This window comes from Streptomyces sp. NPDC056222 (assembly GCF_042264065.1).
Taxonomy (GTDB): Bacteria; Actinomycetota; Actinomycetes; order Streptomycetales; family Streptomycetaceae; genus Streptomyces.
The window spans coordinates 1-16,947 of the sequence record NZ_JBHJTL010000069.1 but is presented as its reverse complement, the minus strand read 5'-3'; the positions used below and the strand labels follow the sequence as shown (position 1 = coordinate 16,947).

Below are 16,947 nucleotides of genomic sequence, written 5' to 3'. Positions count from 1 at the left end.
TCACACATAAGGGATATAAGGGTTATTGCTTGCTACGTTGCGGACCATGACCGCAACGACGGCGGACGCTCCCCCGCCCGGGTCTCGCACCCCGAAGCGCCGCGGCGTGGAACTCTCCCTCCTCGTCTGCGCCGTCCTCATCTCCGTGCTCGGCTACGCCGACGTCGGCCTGGCCAGGAGCGGCGCGGTGCCGCCGGACGCCGTCCGCCACGGCGCCGGTCTCGGCGCGCTCGCGCTCCTGGCCCATGTCGCCGTCCGCTTCCGCGCGCCGTACGCCGATCCGCTGCTGCTGCCCATCGCCGTGCTCCTCAACGGGCTCGGCCTGGTGCTGATCTACCGGCTCGACCTGGAGACCCCCCACGACCAGGCCGCCTTCACCCAGCTGGTCTGGTCGACGCTGGGGGTGGCGCTCTTCATCGCCGTCGTCGTGCTGCTGCGCGACCATCGGGTGCTCCAGCGGTACGCCTATCTGTCGATGGCCACCGCGCTCGCCCTGATGCTCGTGCCGATCTTCTTCCCCGCCGTGAACGGGGCCAAGATCTGGATCCGGATCGGCGGACTCTCCTTCCAGCCGGGCGAGTTCGCCAAGATCCTGCTGGCCGTGTTCTTCGCCGCCTACCTCGCGGCGAACCGCAACGCGCTGGCGTACACCGGCCGCAGGATCTGGAAGCTTCAGTTCCCCACCGGCCGCGTGCTCGGGCCGATCGTCGCGATCTGGATCCTGAGCGTCGGCGTCCTGATCCTGGAGCGGGATCTCGGCACCTCTCTGCTCTTCTTCGGACTCTTCGTGATCATGCTGTACGTGGCGACGGGCCGGACCGGCTGGATCGCCGTCGGGCTGCTCCTGGCGGCCTTCGGGGCCTTCGCCGTCGGCTCCCTCGAACCCCATGTGCACAGCAGGGTCGAGGACTGGCTCAACCCGTACGCCTCCATCGAGGCGGGCGACGGACCCGGCCAGCTCGCACAGTCCCTCTTCTCCTTCGCCGCCGGCGGAGTGCTCGGCACCGGCCTCGGACTCGGGCACTCCATCCTGATCGGATTCGCCGCCAAGTCCGACTTCATCCTCGCCACGGCCGGCGAGGAGCTCGGCCTGGTCGGACTGACCGCCCTCTTCCTGCTGTACGCGCTGCTCGTCGGACGCGGCTACCGGGCCGGGCTCGCGCTGCGCGACCCCTTCGGGCGGCTCCTCGCGATCGGCCTCGCCTCCATCCTGGCGCTCCAGGTCTTCGTGATCGCCGGCGGGGTGATGGGCCTGATCCCGCTGACCGGTATGCCCATGCCGTTCCTGGCGCAGGGCGGTTCGTCCGTCGTCACCAACTGGGTCATCGTGGCGCTGCTGATCCGGGTGAGCGACTCGGCCCGCGCCCCGCTCCCGGACGCCGTCGAGACCGGGGTCATCGCACCGATCGTGGAGGACGCCCGGTGATCCGGTACATCCGGCGCGCGGCCGCGCTCTGCCTGCTCCTCCTGGTGGCGCTCCTGGTGAACGCCGCGCGGGTGATGGTCCTCCAGGCGGACGAACTGGACGAGAACCCGGCCGACCGACGCCCCGCCATCGCCCGTTGGGGCCAGCCGCGCGGCGCGATCGTCGTCGACGGACGGCCGGTGACCGGCTCACGGGACAGCGGGCAGCAGCTGCGCTACGAACGGACCTACGAGCAGGGCCCGTTGTACGCGCCGGTGACCGGCTACGCCTCCCAGACGTACGGCACCGCGTTCGTGGAGAGCGCCGAGGACGGCATCCTCGCCGGTACGAGTGCGTTGCTCGCCCCGCTGCCGTTCTGGAACGACATCACCCGGGGCCGCCGGCCGGGCGGGAAGGCGGTGACGACGGTCCGGGCCTCGATGCAGGAGGCCGCGTACCGGGGACTCGGCGGGAAGCGCGGGGCGGTCGCGGCGATCGAGCCGTCGAGCGGACGCATCCTGGCCCTGGTCTCCTCGCCCTCCTACGACCCGGGGCTGCTGTCGGGGACGGGCCCGAAGGTCGAGGAGGCGTGGGCGCGGCTGAACTCCTCGCCGAACCAGCCGATGCTGAACCGGGCGATCCGGCAGACCTATCCCCCCGGCTCGACCTTCAAGATCGTGACCGCGGCGGCGGCACTCGACGCGGACGTGGTCAGGGACGTCGACGCGCCGACGGACACCCCGGACCCGTTCGTACTGCCGGGCACCCGACAGGTCCTCCCGAACGCGGCGAAGGGGTGCGGGAACGCCTCGCTGGCGTACGCGATCCAGTGGTCCTGCAACACGGTGATGGCCGGCCTCGGGGTGGAGGTGGGCCTGACGGGGATGGTCGACGCGGCGGAGAGGTTCGGCTTCGACGACACGCTCCTGAAGGTCCCCGCCTGGGTCGCGCGGTCCAACTTCGACACGGACATGAGCCCCGACCAGCTGGCACTGTCGTCGATCGGCCAGTTCAACACGACGGCGACCCCGCTGCAGATGGCGATGGTCGCGGCGGCGGTCGCCAACAACGGGGAGATCGCGTACCCGTATCTGGTCGAACGGACGACGACGTCGGGCGGCACGACGGTCGACACCACCGGCCGCCGCAGCTACCGCCAGGCGATGCGCCCCTCGACCGCCACCCAGCTGCAGCGGCTGATGGTCAGGGCGGTCGAGGAGGGGACGGGCACGAACGCGGCGATCCCCGGGGCGGTCGTCGGCGGCAAGACGGGCACGGCCCAGCACGGCCTGGGCAACACCGGGACGCCGTACGCCTGGTTCATCGCCTGGGCGCAGGCCGCGGACGCGGCCCAGCCCGCGGTGGCGGTGGCGGTCGTCATCGAGGACGCGGAGGCCAGCCGTACGGACATCAGCGGCGGCGGCAGCGCGGCGCCGATCGCCCGGGCCGTGATGGAGGAGGCGCTGCTCCCCGCCCCCACCGAGGGTGTCAGCTGATCGGCTTGCGGATCTCCGCGCGGATCTTGGCCGTGGTCTCGGCGAGCTCGGCCAGGTCGATGTCCTTCGGGTCGGCCGTGGCCGACTCGGGGGTGACGCGGGCGACGGCGGCGGCGGTGTTGTCGTCGCCCCAGGCGCACATGGGGAGCGTGGTCGTGCCCAGGGCGTCCTTCGACGTGGTGACCTGGCAGCGGACGGTCACGCCGTACCCGGCGGGGGTGAAGTCCTTGGGCCGGACGACGAGCGTCGAGCCCTTCTCCGTGGCCGCGCCCTTGAGGATGGACGAGCGCGTGAGCTCGGCGTTCTTGATGCGTCCGTGCATCCCGGAGACGACGAGGGCGGAGTCGTCCTTGCCGCTGTACTGTCCGACCGCCGCCTTGGCGTCCTTCACGGTGAGGTCGGGGGTGTCCTCGATCTCCTTGCCCTCGGTCTCGGAGAGGTCGGAGACCAGCGTGTACTCGCCGGCGAGGAGGGTCTTGGGGACGACGAGCTTGTGCGTCGCCTCGGGGAAGGAGCCGGTGACACCGGAGAGCCCGGCGAAAGCCCCGTAACCGAGACCGCCGACCAGGACCAGGGAGCCGAGGACGATGGCGACGATCGCCCCGGCCGACAGCTTCTTCTTCGGCGGCGGTCCCATGGGCGGCTGCCCCCAGGCCACCGCGCCCGGCCCCTGGTACTGCGGCGGAACACCCTGCGGAGGGAAGCCCTGCTGAGGGAAGCCCTGCTGGGGGAAGCCCTGCTGGGGGAAGCCCTGCCCGGCACCGAACGCACCGGGCTGCTGCGGGGGCGGCACGGGCCCGCCGTACGGGTTGTGGGGCGGCTGGGTCGGCGATGGCGGCATGGTCATGCCGGGCACGCTACGTCACCCGCACCACCACCCACGCTCCCGGGTCCGGCCCCGGCTCCCGCCCCGGCGACCTCGTCCTCCGCCTACCCCTCCGCCGCGCCCTGCGCGATGGCCTCGTCGACCTCCGCGATCCGCTCCCCCTCCTCCGTGGCGAAGCGCTCCCGGTCCAGCGCCTCGGCCACCTCCTCGTCCTGCGTCATCAACAGGTCCAGGTTCGAGTCGCCCAGGTCGAAGACGCCCATGTCCAGATAGGCCCGCTGCAGGCGCTCGCCCCACAGGCCTATGTCCTTCACGCACGGGACGATCCGGCTGAACAGCAGCTTGCGGAAGAGGTGCAGGAACTCGCTCTGCTCGCTGAGCTCCTGCGCCTCCTTCTTCGGGATGCCGAAGTTCTCCAGGACCTCGACCCCGCGCAGCCGGTCCCGCATCAGATAGCAGCCCTCGATCACGAACTCCTCGCGTTCGCGCAGTTCCGCGTCCGACAGCTGCTTGTAGTAGTCGCGCAGCGCCATCCGGCCGAAGGCCACGTGCCGGGCCTCGTCCTGCATCACGTACGCCAGGATCTGCTTCGGGAGCGGCTTGTCCGTCGTGTCGCGGATCATGCCGAAGGCGGCCAGCGCCAGGCCCTCGATGAGGACCTGCATACCGAGGTACGGCATGTCCCAGCGCGAGTCGCGCAGGGTGTCGCCCAGCAGGCCCTGGAGGTTGTCGTTGATCGGGTAGAGCATCCCGACCTTCTCGTGCAGGAAACGGCCGTAGATCTCCGCGTGCCGCGCCTCGTCCATCGTCTGTGTCGCCGAGTAGAACTTGGCGTCCAGGTCCGGGACCGACTCCACGATCCGGGCGGCGCAGACCATCGCACCCTGCTCGCCGTGGAGGAACTGGCTGAACTGCCAGGAGGCGTAGTGCCTGCGCAGATCGCCCTTGTCCTTCTCCGTCATCTTCGCCCAGTGACGGGTGCCGTGGAGGGTGAGGACCTCGTCCGGGGTGCCGAGCGGGTCGTACGGGTCGACCTCGAGCTCCCAGTCGATGCGGGTGGCGCCGTCCCACTGCTTGTCCTTGCCCTTCTGGTAGAGGGCGAGGAGACGCTCGCGCCCCTGCTCGTACTCCCAGTTGAAGCGGGCGTGCCCGGACGCGGGGACGTTCCAGTGAGATTCCTGCGGGGCATTCACGTATAGGTCGTGCGTGGACACTGACGACTCCTTCGCTCGCCGAACGTGCTCCTTCCGGCAGGCTCACACGTTGGTAGACAGACGGTCAACAAGTAGCGCGCAAGGGATTGACGGTCTTACTGACGAGCAGTCTCATAAGAGTGTCCACAGGTAACTCGACCGCGTGCACAGCGAGGTGTCTCACCGTCATGACCACTCGGACCGAGCACGACTTCACCCTCATCCGGGACGCCCTCGGCCCCCTGCGCGACCGGGAACAGGTCGCCGCGCGGCTGCTCGAGTCCTCCCTCAAGCATTCCTTCGACCCCGAGACCGAACTCGACTGGGAGGCCCCGCTCGAGGACGGCAAGTGGTTCTGGCCGCCGGAGCTGGTGTCCCTCTACGACACCCCGCTGTGGCGGAAGATGTCCGAGGAGCAGCGGATGGACCTCGCCCGGCACGAGGCGGCCTCGCTCGCCTCGCTGGGCATCTGGTTCGAGATCATCCTGATGCAGCTGCTCGTCCGGCACATCTACGACAAGTCCCTCACCAGCAACCATGTGCGCTACGCGCTCACCGAGATCGCCGACGAGTGCCGGCACTCGATGATGTTCGCCCGGATGATCCAGAAGGGAGGCGCACCCGCCTACCAGGTCCCGCGGATCTACCACAACCTGGCCCGCGTCCTGAAGACCGTCTCCACCACCCCCGGCTCCTTCGCCGCGACCCTCCTCGGCGAGGAGATCCTCGACTGGATGCAGCGTCTGACCTTCCCGGACGAGCGCGTCCAGACGCTGGTGCGCGGCGTGACCCGCATCCACGTCGTCGAGGAGGCACGGCATGTGCGCTACGCCCGCGAGGAGCTGCGGCGCCAGATGGTGACCTCGCCCCGCTGGGAGCAGGAGTTCACCCGGCTCAGCTGCGGCGAGGCCGCCCGCGTCTTCTCCACCTGCTTCATCAACCCCAAGGTGTACGAGAACGTCGGCCTGGACCGCCGCCAGGCCCTCGCCCAGGTCCGCGCGAGCGGCCACCGTCGAGAGGTGATGCAGTCGGGCGCGAAGCGGCTGACGGACTTCCTCGACGACATCGGCGTGCTGCGGGGACCGGGCCGGCGGCTCTGGAAGGCCTCCGGACTGCTCGCGTGACCGCCCTGCCCCGCGTGGCCGTGGCCACGGCCACGCGGCGGAGCCGCACATCGACACAGCTCCCCTGTGTGTCACCCAGCGGAGCTACCCTGCGAGACATGACCAGTGCCGCCTCGCCCGCGTACCGCCGGCTCAGCGTCGAGGAACGGCGGCTGCAGCTCCTTGCCGCCGCCCTGACGCTCTTCGCCCACCGGGCGCCGGACGAGGTCTCCCTCGACGACGTCGCCGAGGCGGCGGGCGTCTCACGGCCGCTCGTCTACCGCTACTTCCCCGGCGGGAAGCAGCAGCTGTACGAGGCCGCGCTGCGCTCCTCCGCCGACCAGCTGGAGCGGTGCTTCACCGAACCGCCGACCGGGCCGCCGACCGAGCGCCTCGGCCGAGTGCTCGACCGGTACCTGACCTTCGTCGACCAGCACGACGCCGGCTTCAGTGCCCTGCTCCAGGGCGGGAGCGTCGCCGAGACCTCCCGTACGACGGCGATCGTGGACGAGGTGCGACGGGCCGCGGCCGAGCAGATCCTCGTCCACCTGGGCGTGGACGAGCCCGGCCCCCGGCTGCGGATGATGGTCCGCACCTGGATCGCCGCGGTGGAGGCGGCTTCGCTGATCTGGCTCGACGAGGGCAAGCGGCCCTCCGCCGCCGAGCTGCGGGACTGGCTCGTCGACCATCTGATCGCGCTGCTCGCGGCGTCGGCCGCGACCGACGAGGAGACGGCGGCGGTCGTCAAGCGGCTCCTCGCACAGGAGCGCGCGGAGGGGCCGGTCGGCACCCTGGCACGACGAGTGACCCCCGTGGTGAGCGAGGCGGCACACCTCATATGAGACTGGGGTCGTGAGAAGCGAGAACACCCTCTTTCGTGGCGGCCCCCTCGACGGCCAGGTCCTGCCCGTCCTCGTCGGTCCGACCGGACATCCGCCGAAGTGGTACGAGGTGCCGGTGCCGAACCCCGACGGCGGGCCGCCGACCGTGCACGCGTATCTGCGCGAGCCGGCCGGGCGGACCAAACGGCTCGGGCTCCAGCGCGGCTGGGTCTACGAGTACGCCCCCGAGGGACGGGAGCGGCGCGAGCTGAAGTGGCCGTGGTCCAAGCCGAACGGGTGAGCCGCTTAGCCCGAATCGCCCCTTTGTGAGCTCATCGCACCACCTGGCACGCCCATCATCTCCGTGGAGGTGATGACATGTCAGGAAGGCTGCTGCGCACGGTCTGCACGGGGGTGCTGGTCGCGACGACGGCCCTGGCGGGGCTTCCGTCGGCGACCGCCGACGATCCGGCGGACCCACCGGTCGAGGCCCCCGCCGAGGTCGCGGGCGAGTCGTCGACGGCCCCACCGGTCGATCCGCCGGCCCAGGACCCGCCCTCCGACGGCGAATCCCCCGTAGCGCCACCCGGCGGGACGCCGAGCGCCACGACGGACCCGGCGGCCCCGGACGACTCCATCGACCCCGCCGACGGCACCCCCCTCGACGACGCCGCCGAACTCCCGCCCCCCGGCGGTGACTCCGTCGCCTCCCTCCTCACCCGGCTCCAGACCCTCTACCGCCAGGCCGAGCAGGCCACCGAGACCTTCAACGCCACCGACGAGGCCCTACGGCTCCAGACCGCCGACACCAAGAAGGTCGGTGCCGACCTCACCGCCGCCCGCAAGGCGCTCGCCGACGGCCGCAACGCGGCCGGAAGGCTCGCGCGCGAGCAGTACCAGGGCCGCTCCGAGCTCTCCGGATACCTGCGGCTCCTGCTGTCGAACGACCCCCAGCGCGCCCTGGACCAAGGTCATCTGATGGCGCGTGCGGCCCGCGACCGGGCGGGCACCGTCTCCCGTCTCGCCGAGGCGGAGAAGAAGGCGGACACGCTCGCGAGCCGCTCGCGCCAGGCCCTGGACCGTCAGCAGACGCTCGCCGCACGACAGCGGAAACAGCGGGACGACGTCGAGGTGAAGCTGAAGGACGTCCAGAAGCTGCTCGCCACCCTCTCCGCCGACCAGCTCGCCCGGCTGACCGAGCTGGAGCGGACCCAGACCGCGGGGGCGCAGCGCGAACTCCTCGACTCCGGCACCCTGGACACCGCCCTCACCCCCTCGCAGGAGGGCGGGGAGGCGCTGCGGTACGCGGTGCGGCAGATCGGCAAGCCGTACGTGTGGGGCGCCGAGGGGCCGGAGTCGTACGACTGCTCGGGGCTGACCTCCCAGGCCTGGGCGAGCGCCGGCCGGGAGATCCCGCGGACCAGCCAGGAACAGTGGCGGACGCTTCCTCGGGTGCCCCTTCGGGAGCTGCGCCCCGGCGATCTGGTGGTCTATTTCCCCGAGGCCACGCATGTGGCGATCTACCTCGGCCACGGCCTGGTCGTGCAGGCCCCCCGCCCCGGGGCGAAGGTCAAGGTCTCCCCGATCGCCGCCAACCCCCTGCTCGGCGCCGTCCGCCCCGACCCCGGCGGCAAGGCCCTGGAAACGTACGCGCCGCCCGCGCTCCCCGAGGGAGCGACGGACGGCACGGACGAGGGCTTCGATCAGCCCTGAAGCACCGACGCGAGGTAGGCGGACGTCTTCTCGGGGTCGAAGAAGAAGTTCTCGAAGTCCGCCGGGTCGTCGAAGCCGTTCGCGAAGCGGTCGGCGACCGGCTGGAGCTGGCCGGCGGCGCCGATCAGGTTGAGGACGTGCTCCGGCGGGACGCCGAGCATCGCGTTCGTCCACTTCGTGACGTGCTGCGCGGTGTTCCAGTAGCGGTCGAACGTGGCCTGCATCCACGCCTCGTCGAAGGGCTTGTCGCCGTTCTCGACGATCGAGGCCAGGTAGGCGGCCGCGCACTTGGAGGCCGAGTTCGAACCCTGGCCGGTGATCGGGTCGTTGGCGACGACGACGTCCGCGACACCGAGGACCAGGCCGCCGCCGGGGAGCCGGCCGATCGGGTTGCGCACGGTCGGGGCGTAGCGGCCGGCCAGAGTGCCGTTGGCGTCGGTCAGCTCGACCTTGGTGGCCCGCGCGTACTCCCAGGGCGTGAACTTCTCCATCAGCTCCAGCGTGAGGGAGAGGTGCTCGGAGGGGTCCTTGACCCCCTGGAAGACGTCGAGCGGGCCGCCGGGGATCCCCTCCCAGAAGAGGATGTCGGCGCGGCCGGAGGTCGTCAGGGTCGGCATGACGAAGAGCTCGCCGACACCCGGGACCAGGTTGCAGCGCACGGCGTCGAAGTCCGGGTGCTCGGGGCGCGGGCCCAGGCCGTGGACATAGGAGACGGCCAGCGCGCGCTGCGGCTCGCTGTACGGGGAGCGGGACGCGTCCCGGCCGAACATCGAGACCAGCTCGCCCTTGCCGGCGGAGACCAGCACCAGGTCGTACGTACGGGAGAAGAAGTCCAGGTCGGAGACTGCCGCGCCGTGGATGACGAGCTGGCCGCCGCGCTGGGCGAAGGTCTCCATCCAGCCGGCCATCTTCACCCGCTGGTCGACGGACTGCGCGTAGCCGTCGAGCTTCCCCACCCAGTCGATCACGCGGCTGGAGTCCGGAGCGGCGACGGAGACGCCGAGGCCCTTGATCTGCGGGGCCTGGGACTCCCAGAAGTTCAGGGCGAGGTCGCGCTCGTGCTGGAGCGCGGTGTCGAACATGCACTGGGTGGACATGACCCGGCCGGACCGGATCTCGTCCGCCGTGCGATTGGACATGAGGGTGACTTCGTACCCCTGCGACTGCAGTCCGAGGGCGAGCTGGAGACCGGACTGGCCGGCCCCGACGATGAGTATCTTCCGCATGACGGGGTTCCTAACGCGTTATTCAGGGGTGGCTTCGAGCGCGTGCGCGACCATCGCGAGCAGGGACTCGATCACGCTGTACCGCTTGCGCGCGTCCATGATCACGACCGGTACGTGCGGCGGCACCGTGAGGGCCTCCCGGACGTCCTCGGCCTCGAACGCCTCGGTGCCCTCGAAGTGGTTGACCGCGACGATGTACGGCAGCCCGCAGCTCTCGAAGTAGTCCAGCGCGGGGAAGCAGTCGGTCAGCCGACGGGTGTCGGCGAGCACGATCGCGCCGATCGCGCCGCGCACCAGGTCGTCCCACATGAACCAGAACCGCTGCTGTCCCGGCGTACCGAAGACGTACAGGACGAGGTCGTCGGCGAGGGTGATCCGGCCGAAGTCCATCGCCACGGTGGTGGTCAGCTTGTCGGGCGTGTCGGAGAGATCGTCGGTCTCCTCGCTCGCCCGGGTCATCAGGGCCTCGGTCTGCAGCGGAGTGATCTCCGAGACCGCCCGGACGAAGGTCGTCTTGCCGACCCCGAAGCCGCCCGCGACGACGACCTTGGTCGCGATCGGGGCCCGGGTGTGGTCGAGCTGCCAGTCCTGGGAACCCTCTTCGGCGTCCGTGCCCGGGGCTTCGGGCTGGGCGGGTATCCCGGCGAGCAGTGGGGCAGCGACTTCAGAGACGGCGGAGTCCACTCAGCACCCTTTCGAGCAGCGCGCGGTCGGGCTGGCCGGTGCCGTGACCGGTCCCGTACACGCGGATCTTTCCCTGGTCGGCCAAGTCGCTCAGCAGCACTCGGACGACACCCAACGGCATCTTCAGGAGCGCCGAGATCTCCGCGACGGTACGCATCCGGCGGCAGATCTCGACGATGGCCCGCATCTCCGGCATCAGCCCGCGGGGCCGCCCGCCGTTCGTGAGCACCTTCCGCTCGGGCGACGCCTCGAGCGCCGCGACGAAGGTCTCGACGAGCAGGACGTGGCCGAAGCGGGTACGGCCGCCGGTGAGCGAGTACGGGCGCACGCGCGCGGGGCGCCGGCCGTCCCCGCGGATCGGCAGCTTGTGGGCGTGGGATGCGGACGTCACTGGGTGCTCTCCAACGATTTGCGCAGCTCACTGCGGAGTTCGGGGGTGAGTACATGTCCGGCGCGGCCGACGAAGAGCGCCATGTGGTACGCCACGACGCTCATGTCGCAGTCGGGGTCGGCGTGCACACCGAGCAGCGAGCCGTCGCTGATCGACATGACGAAGACGCTGCCCTCCTCCATCGCCACCATGGTCTGCTTGACCCCGCCGCCGTCCATCAGCCGGGCCGCGCCGACGGTGAGGCTGCCAATGCCCGAGACGATCGTGGCCAGGTCGGCGCTGGACCCCCGCGGGCCGCGGGAGCGGCCCTTGGCGGGGGTGGCGCCGGCCTGCGCTGCCGGGTCGGACGAGAGCAGCAGCAGCCCGTCGGACGAGACGACGGCGACCGAGCGGAGCCCTGGCACCTCCTCGACGAGGTTGCCCAGCAGCCACTGCAGGTTGCGGGCCTCCCTGCTCAGTCCGAATGTTCCGGTCGCAGTCAACTGCGTGCCTCCTCGACTGTGTCCCCCGTCTTCTCCTCGGTCCCTGCGGTCTGCGTCTGTACGGCTTCGATCTCCGCCTCTACGTCTCGGCGACCTTCCTCGGCCCCCCGGTGGAAGCCGCCGAGCCTGCGTCGCAGCTCCTCGGCGTCGACCCCGCCCGCGCGTGGGGCGGCGGGGGCGTCGGCCTGGCGGACGATCTGGGGGGTGCGCTTGGGCAGGCCCTTGTCCGTGAGGCGCTGGGCGACCGGCTCGGACTCCTCCGCCGCGCGCTCGTGGGTGTCGGGCTCGGGCGGCGGGTCGGGGAGACGTACCTGGAGGGTCGTCTCGGCCACCGAGAGCTCGGGCTCGTACTCGGGCTCGGGCTCAGAGTCGGGCTCGTACTCGGGCTCGGGCTCGGCTGCCGTGGGAGCGGGTGTCTGCTCGGGCGCCCCGGTCTCAGGCGCGCCGGCCTCGGGCTCGCCGGTCTCGGGCGCCTCGATCTCGGGCGCCTCGGTCTCGGGCGCGTCCTGGGTCGTCCGCGCAGCCGCTTCCGCGGCCGTCTCCGCCTCGGCGAAGGCCTGTTCCGCGGCCTCGACGAGCGGGTCCCTGGTCCGGGACGGCAGGGCGTTGGAGTTCGCCTCGGCGACCGAGCCCGGGAGGTTCAGCGTGGGCGCCGAGCCGGCGACCGGCACGGCCGGCGGGACCGCGGTCGGCGGGGCCGTCGGAAGCAGCGGCAACGGCAGCACGATCACGGCCGCGATGCCGCCCTGCTTCTGCTCGCGCAGCTGCACCCGTACGCCGTGGCGGGCGGCGAGCAGGGCGGTGACCCGGATGCCGAGCCCCTCCCCCGCGATGTCGGCCGGGTCGGCCTCGGCGAGCCGCGCGTTGAGCTCGGCGAGCCGGGACTCGGTCATGCCGATGCCCTCGTCCTGGACGGAGAGCATCACCTCACCGCTCTCCAGGAGCCAGCCGGAGAGCTGGACCTGCGCGTCGGGCGGCGAGAAGGACGTGGCGTTCTCGAGGAGTTCGGCGACCAGGTGGCTGAGGTCGTCCGCGGCGAAGCCGGCGATCTGGGCGTGCGGCGGCAGGGACTGGATGGTCACCCGCTCGTACCGCTCGATCTCGCTGACGGCGGCGCGCAGCACGTCGACGAGCGGGACCGCTCCGGGGTGGCCGTGGACGTGCTCGTGGCCGGCGAGGACCAGGAGGTTCTCGCTGTGGCGGCGCATGACGGTCGCCATGTGGTCGAGCTTGAAGAGGGTGGCCAGCCGGTCCGGGTCCTGCTCGCGCTCCTCCAGCTTCTCGATGACCCCGAGCTGACGCTCCACCAGACCGAGGCTGCGCAGCGAGAGGTTGACGAAGGTGTGGTGGACGGTGTGCCGGAGCCGTTCGAGTTCGGCGGTGAGGAGGGCGGTGTGGCCCTGGAGCTCGGCGCGCTGGGTGGCCAGCTCGGCGGTGAGGGCCTCGCCGGCGCCTGCCAGGTCGGCGCGCTCGCTGTCGAGCCGGTCGGTGCGCCGGGCGAGGTCGGCCAGCTTGCCCTGGAGGGTGTTGAGGGACCGTACGACCTGGGCGAACTCGTCGTTGCGGCCGGTGAAGCGGACCGGCTCCTCGGCCTCAGGGGCGGCGGCGAGGCGCGCGGCGCCGATGCGGACCACGGCGAGCGGGCGGGTGAGGGTGCGGGCGACGAAGGTGGAGATGCCGATCGCGACCAGCAGACAGCCGCCGAGGAAGGCGATGCGCAGTTCGAGGGCGGTGACGTCGTCGTCGCGGAGCTGGGCGAGGCGTGCCACCTGCTCGGTGGAGAGCGTCGACTCGACGCCGCGCATCTGCTCGATACGGGCGGAGAGCGCTGCCTCCAGCTTCTCGGGGTCGGTACGGCGTTCGGACTTGCTGAGCGTCGGCTGGTCGGTGAGCCCGGTCAGGAATCGCTCGGCGCTCTTGACGTCCGGACCCGTCACGGTGCCGACGAGGGAGTCCCGCCCGGCGGCCGTGGCGGCCTGGTCGAAGTCGGCGAGAGAGCCCAGTTCGCGGACCCGGGCCTGCTGGGCGGCGGCCGTCAGCGCGTTCCGGGCCCGGTCGGCCTCGTCGGCTCCCTCGGCCTCGTCGGGCACGTAGGTGCCGGTGTCCGGGTCGTAGTGCGTGGTGCCGGGGGCCTCGGGCTGGGGCACGGCGAGGGCGGCGAGGAGCAGTCCGCGGGTCGCCGACGCCTGCTCGACGGCGCGGCCGAGGGCGGCGGGGGCCCGGGTGGCCTCGGCGGCGCGGGCGGGGGTCAGCTCGGCAAGCTGGTCGGCGAGGTCCTGGAGCTTGGCGATGACGTCCGAGTACGCCTTGTGCGCCTCCAGGGCGGTGCCCTTGCCGGTGAGCGCGGTGCGGCGGACGGCCGGCAGGTCCGCGAGGTCCCTGCGCAGTTCGGCGGAGGCGGCGGGCTTGATCTCGTCGATCTGCCGGTCGACCCGGGTGGAACGAGCGCTGGTGACCTGCCGCTTCTTCTTGCCGGAGCCCTGCTGTTCGTCCCTGCCCGCGGCGATGTACGCGACGACCTCGTCGCGTTCGTCGGCGAGCGAGTGGGCGAGGGTGACGGCCTGGCGGTCGAGTTCGGCGAGGGTGACCAGATTCTGGGAGTCGGTCAGTTCGCCGGAGACGGTGAGGATCGCGGGGGCGCCGGCGGCGAGGACGGTGACGCCGACGAGGGCGACGCCGGCGACCAGCCGGTTCCGGACGCGCTTGGGACGGCCCACGGGGACACCGGTGGTGCCGTCGGCTTCGGGGCCCGTCGCTCCGCTCGTGGTCAGCGGGTCGCCGGGGCTCTGGCTCCGCGTGCCGTTGTTGCTCCGAGGCCGCTTCTTCTGCACCGGTGCTCGCATTCTCGACTCGTCCACCCATGAAGCAGAGGTGACGACCGGTCACATCTCAGAGCGCCCCCACCCCTGGTACGGCTTCCGACCATTCCAGCGCATTTTGGGAAGGGGACGCGCATCGGCCGCTCCGCCACCCGAACGAGTGAACAACACTCATGAGTTGGCGAACAACTCCGCGCGAGGGCCTTCACGGGCTTGTGCGGTGTGCCGGTTGGATCTTCCGTGCGGGCTTTGGCAGGATGCCCGCCCGCAGCTTCCCGGAGGGCTTCCTTCCGCCTCGTGCGCGCCCCTTGGAGGGCCGGTACAGGCAAGATCCGGCCGTTTGGAGGCGTTGTGAAGGAGTGATGCAGGCCTCCCGGCGCCGGGGCAGACTGGGGATCATGCGCACCGAAGCGGCCACCCTCCCCGGCAGCCCCGAACGCCCTAATGAGGACTGGGTGGCGACGGCTCTGCCCGTGTCCGGAGGGGGCGGGACGGTCGTGGTGCTCGACGGGGTCACACCACCGGCCGGCGATGACGGCTGTGTGCACGACGTGCCCTGGTTCACCGCCAGGCTCGGCGGTGCTTTGACCGAACTATCCGCTTCGCGCCCCGACATGACGCTGCCCGAGATCCTGTCCTTGGCAATCCGGCGCACCGCCGACACCCACCGGGACACCTGTGACCTTTCTCACGTGCGCACTCCTCAGGCGACGGTGGCGATGGCCCGCTGGAACGCGACCTCGGTCGAGCATCTGGTCCTCTCGGACTCCGCGCTGCTCCTCGAGGCACCGGACGGCTCGGTACGGGCGGTGCTCGACGACCGTCTGGACCGGATCCCTGACGAGATCCGCCGCTCCCTGCCGGCGACGGACCGTCTGCGCAACCAGGAGGGCGGCTTCTTCACGGCCGCGGCGGACCCGGAGGTGGCACGGCGCGCGGTGACGGGGACGACGCCCCGGGCGGCGGTACGGGCCCTGGCGGCGCTCACCGACGGGGCGACGCGATGGGTGGACCTGTTCGCGGAGGGCGACTGGGCGGACTGCTTCGACGTGCTCAGGAACGAGGGCCCGCACGGCCTGCTCGCGCGGGTCCGTACTCGGGAGGCGGAGGACGGGACGGCGGGCGGCGCCACCCGCTGGAAGCGCCACGACGATGCGACGGCCGCCTACGCGGTCCTCTGAGACCCGCTTCTCCTCAGCTCTCCGCGCGGGCGTTCAGCTGGTGGAGCAGGCGGGCCAGTTCGGCGACCTCGCCACGGTCCCAGTCGGCGAGCTTGCGGACGTACCGCCCGCGCCGTGCGTCCCGTACGCGCCGGAAGCGGTTGCGGCCCTCCTCCGTCAGCCGGACGAGCGAGGCACGCCCGTCGGCCGGATCGGGGTCGCGGGCGACGAGGCCGAGCTCCTCCAGGGCGCGCAGTTGGCGGCTCATCGTCGCCTTGCCGACGCCGAAGTAGCCGGCGAGGTCGGTGGCGCGCTGCGGGCCGGCGTCGTCGAGCCGTACGAACAGGCCGTAGGCGGCGGGCTCCAGTTCGGGGTGGACCTCGCGGGCCATCTCGCCGGACTGGGAGCGGGCGCGACGCAGAAAGACCGCCAGTTCGCGTTCCAGGGCGAGGAATTCCTGGTCCACACCACTCCGCGTCGACGACCCGATGGGCTCGCCTTCACTCCCCGTACCGCTTCCGTGCACGTCAGCACCCCTCGCGCGCTTTCCGGTCGCTGAAAGTTTCTTTCGGCCGCGGCCATCACCGCAGCTCCTTCAGTATTTCGCAGGCGTAGACCAACGGCAGCACCCAGCCCCCCTTCCGCCGGGCCGGTCTACGTGCGTAGCGTCTTCCCCAGCGGCTTCGCTGACATGTCCACACCAGGACGTGTCTCACCCCCACCGCCTTTCGGAGGCACGCAATGCCCGTGCACAGATCCGGAAAGACCCTCGCCGGCGTCGCCCTCGCGGCCCTGGCCCTCCTTCTGCCCCTCTCCCTCCCCGGCGCGGCGAACGCGGCCGACACCGAGGCCGTGCCCCCACGCGGCTCCGCCCACATGGGAATGGGCGTCATCGAGCACGACGGCCGGAACGGCACGCCCGGCACGCCCCGGGCCGTCCAGACCGAAGGTGTGGACGTCTCCAGCCACCAGGGGAACGTGGCCTGGTCGACCCTGTGGAACAGCGGGGTGAAGTGGGCCTACGTCAAGGCGACGGAGGGCACCTACTACAAGAACCCCTACTTCGCGCAGCAGTACAACGGCTCGTACAACGTCGGCATGATCCGCGGCGCGTACCACTTCGCCACCCCGGACACGACGACGGGCGCGGCGCAGGCCGACTACTTCGTCAACAACGGCGGCGGCTGGTCCAAGGACGGCAGGACACTGCCGGGCGCGCTGGACATCGAGTGGAACCCCTACGGGGCGACCTGTTACGGCAAGTCGCAGTCCGCGATGGTCACCTGGATCCGGGACTTCCTCAACCGCTACAAGGCCCGGACCGGCCGTGACGCCGTGATCTACACGGCGACGAGCTGGTGGACGCAGTGCACCGGCAACTACGCGGGCTTCGGTGCGAGCAACCCGCTGTGGATCGCGCGGTACGCCTCGACGGTCGGCACGCTCCCGGCCGGCTGGCCGTACTACACGATGTGGCAGTACACCTCGACCGGCCCGACGGTCGGCGACCACAACCGCTTCAACGGCGACCTCTCACGGGTCCAGGCGCTGGCGAACGGCTGAGCCGAGCCCCGTCTCCCACGGAATCCGCCGCAACGACTTCGGCCCCGCATCCTGCCCGGTGGGCA

The 16,947-nt window shown here is 71.4% G+C and carries 16 protein-coding genes; 8 read left to right on the top strand and 8 right to left on the bottom strand.

Translation table 11 applies throughout. The annotated features are described in order from the left end of the window. Positions 1-46 precede the first annotated feature (46 nt). The gene (locus ACFC0D_RS27160; protein WP_376441073.1) at positions 47-1,426 is read left to right on the top strand and encodes an FtsW/RodA/SpoVE family cell cycle protein; all 1,380 of its coding nucleotides are present in this window, start codon (positions 47-49) and stop codon (positions 1,424-1,426) included. Further along, complete coding sequence (locus ACFC0D_RS27155; RefSeq protein ID WP_376441070.1) at positions 1,423-2,901, top strand: penicillin-binding transpeptidase domain-containing protein; 1,479 nt, start codon at positions 1,423-1,425, stop codon at positions 2,899-2,901. The genes ACFC0D_RS27160 and ACFC0D_RS27155 overlap by 4 nt, the downstream gene beginning before the upstream one ends. On the opposite strand, the gene ACFC0D_RS27150 is transcribed toward ACFC0D_RS27155, so the two are convergent. Then, complete coding sequence (locus ACFC0D_RS27150) at positions 2,894-3,748, bottom strand: proline-rich domain-containing protein (RefSeq protein WP_376441067.1); 855 nt, start codon at positions 3,746-3,748, stop codon at positions 2,894-2,896. The genes ACFC0D_RS27155 and ACFC0D_RS27150 overlap by 8 nt on opposite strands. Positions 3,749-3,831: 83 nt before the next feature. Beyond that, a complete protein-coding gene (locus ACFC0D_RS27145) occupies positions 3,832-4,941 on the bottom strand; it encodes a ferritin-like domain-containing protein (RefSeq protein ID WP_376441064.1) in 1,110 nt (369 codons plus the stop codon). A 167-nt stretch (positions 4,942-5,108) separates the two neighbouring features. Here ACFC0D_RS27145 and ACFC0D_RS27140 point away from each other — a divergent pair, with 167 nt between their 5' ends. The 4 genes from ACFC0D_RS27140 (at position 5,109) to ACFC0D_RS27125 (ending at position 8,557) form a co-directional block, all read left to right on the top strand. Beyond that, positions 5,109-6,044: a diiron oxygenase gene (locus tag ACFC0D_RS27140; RefSeq protein ID WP_376441061.1), complete on the top strand. Its 936-nt coding sequence runs from the start codon at positions 5,109-5,111 to the stop codon at positions 6,042-6,044. A gap of 98 nt (positions 6,045-6,142) precedes the next feature. Then, positions 6,143-6,865 (top strand): TetR/AcrR family transcriptional regulator, encoded by a 723-nt coding sequence (locus ACFC0D_RS27135; RefSeq protein WP_376441058.1) that lies wholly within the window; start codon positions 6,143-6,145, stop codon positions 6,863-6,865. 10 nt (positions 6,866-6,875) lie between these two features. Then, positions 6,876-7,145, top strand: a complete 270-nt coding sequence (locus ACFC0D_RS27130; protein ID WP_376441055.1) for a hypothetical protein — start codon at positions 6,876-6,878, stop codon at positions 7,143-7,145. 77 nt (positions 7,146-7,222) lie between these two features. Next, complete coding sequence (locus tag ACFC0D_RS27125; RefSeq protein ID WP_376441052.1) at positions 7,223-8,557, top strand: NlpC/P60 family protein; 1,335 nt, start codon at positions 7,223-7,225, stop codon at positions 8,555-8,557. Here the strand turns inward: ACFC0D_RS27125 and ACFC0D_RS27120 are convergent. The 5 genes from ACFC0D_RS27120 to ACFC0D_RS27100 are packed head-to-tail and all read right to left on the bottom strand — an operon-like array spanning position 8,548 to position 14,183. Further along, positions 8,548-9,783: a styrene monooxygenase/indole monooxygenase family protein gene (locus ACFC0D_RS27120; RefSeq protein ID WP_376441049.1), complete on the bottom strand. Its 1,236-nt coding sequence runs from the start codon at positions 9,781-9,783 to the stop codon at positions 8,548-8,550. The two genes, ACFC0D_RS27125 and ACFC0D_RS27120, sit on opposite strands and share 10 nt — an antisense overlap. Positions 9,784-9,801: 18 nt before the next feature. Then, entirely contained in the window at positions 9,802-10,467 is a 666-nt protein-coding gene (locus tag ACFC0D_RS27115; protein ID WP_376441046.1) for an ATP/GTP-binding protein, read from the bottom strand. Next, a complete protein-coding gene (locus ACFC0D_RS27110) occupies positions 10,448-10,858 on the bottom strand; it encodes a DUF742 domain-containing protein (RefSeq protein WP_376441043.1) in 411 nt (136 codons plus the stop codon). Before ACFC0D_RS27110 ends, ACFC0D_RS27115 begins: the two co-directional genes overlap by 20 nt. Continuing rightward, positions 10,855-11,340 carry a roadblock/LC7 domain-containing protein gene (locus tag ACFC0D_RS27105; protein WP_376441040.1) on the bottom strand — a complete coding sequence of 162 codons (486 nt, stop codon included), beginning with the start codon at positions 11,338-11,340 and terminating at the stop codon, positions 10,855-10,857. Before ACFC0D_RS27105 ends, ACFC0D_RS27110 begins: the two co-directional genes overlap by 4 nt. Beyond that, positions 11,337-14,183 carry a nitrate- and nitrite sensing domain-containing protein gene (locus ACFC0D_RS27100; protein WP_376441037.1) on the bottom strand — a complete coding sequence of 949 codons (2,847 nt, stop codon included), beginning with the start codon at positions 14,181-14,183 and terminating at the stop codon, positions 11,337-11,339. The genes ACFC0D_RS27105 and ACFC0D_RS27100 overlap by 4 nt, the downstream gene beginning before the upstream one ends. A 374-nt stretch (positions 14,184-14,557) precedes the next feature. On the opposite strand from ACFC0D_RS27100, the gene ACFC0D_RS27095 reads away from it, so the two are divergent. Then, entirely contained in the window at positions 14,558-15,340 is a 783-nt protein-coding gene (locus ACFC0D_RS27095; RefSeq protein ID WP_376441034.1) for a hypothetical protein, read from the top strand. Positions 15,341-15,353: 13 nt separating this feature from the next. Here ACFC0D_RS27095 and ACFC0D_RS27090 read toward each other — a convergent pair whose 3' ends face one another. Beyond that, complete coding sequence (locus ACFC0D_RS27090) at positions 15,354-15,845, bottom strand: MarR family winged helix-turn-helix transcriptional regulator (protein WP_376441031.1); 492 nt, start codon at positions 15,843-15,845, stop codon at positions 15,354-15,356. Between the two features lie 215 nt (positions 15,846-16,060). Here ACFC0D_RS27090 and ACFC0D_RS27085 point away from each other — a divergent pair, with 215 nt between their 5' ends. Next, complete coding sequence (locus ACFC0D_RS27085; protein ID WP_376441028.1) at positions 16,061-16,882, top strand: lysozyme; 822 nt, start codon at positions 16,061-16,063, stop codon at positions 16,880-16,882. Positions 16,883-16,947: the final 65 nt, after the last annotated feature.

What these genes read in the sequence shown, in the direction of transcription:
- ACFC0D_RS27125 (WP_376441052.1), top strand. Translation starts at nt 7,223, where the DNA reads ATGTCAGGAAGGCTGCTGCGCACGGTCTGCACGGGGGTGCTGGTCGCG.
- ACFC0D_RS27140 (WP_376441061.1), top strand. Translation starts at nt 5,109, where the DNA reads ATGACCACTCGGACCGAGCACGACTTCACCCTCATCCGGGACGCCCTC.
- ACFC0D_RS27095 (WP_376441034.1), top strand. Translation starts at nt 14,558, where the DNA reads ATGCGCACCGAAGCGGCCACCCTCCCCGGCAGCCCCGAACGCCCTAAT.
- ACFC0D_RS27160 (WP_376441073.1), top strand. Translation starts at nt 47, where the DNA reads ATGACCGCAACGACGGCGGACGCTCCCCCGCCCGGGTCTCGCACCCCG.
- ACFC0D_RS27085 (WP_376441028.1), top strand. Translation starts at nt 16,061, where the DNA reads ATGCCCGTGCACAGATCCGGAAAGACCCTCGCCGGCGTCGCCCTCGCG.
- ACFC0D_RS27150 (WP_376441067.1), bottom strand. Translation starts at nt 3,748, where the DNA reads ATGACCATGCCGCCATCGCCGACCCAGCCGCCCCACAACCCGTACGGC.
- ACFC0D_RS27135 (WP_376441058.1), top strand. Translation starts at nt 6,143, where the DNA reads ATGACCAGTGCCGCCTCGCCCGCGTACCGCCGGCTCAGCGTCGAGGAA.
- ACFC0D_RS27120 (WP_376441049.1), bottom strand. Translation starts at nt 9,783, where the DNA reads ATGCGGAAGATACTCATCGTCGGGGCCGGCCAGTCCGGTCTCCAGCTC.
- ACFC0D_RS27100 (WP_376441037.1), bottom strand. Translation starts at nt 14,183, where the DNA reads ATGCGAGCACCGGTGCAGAAGAAGCGGCCTCGGAGCAACAACGGCACG.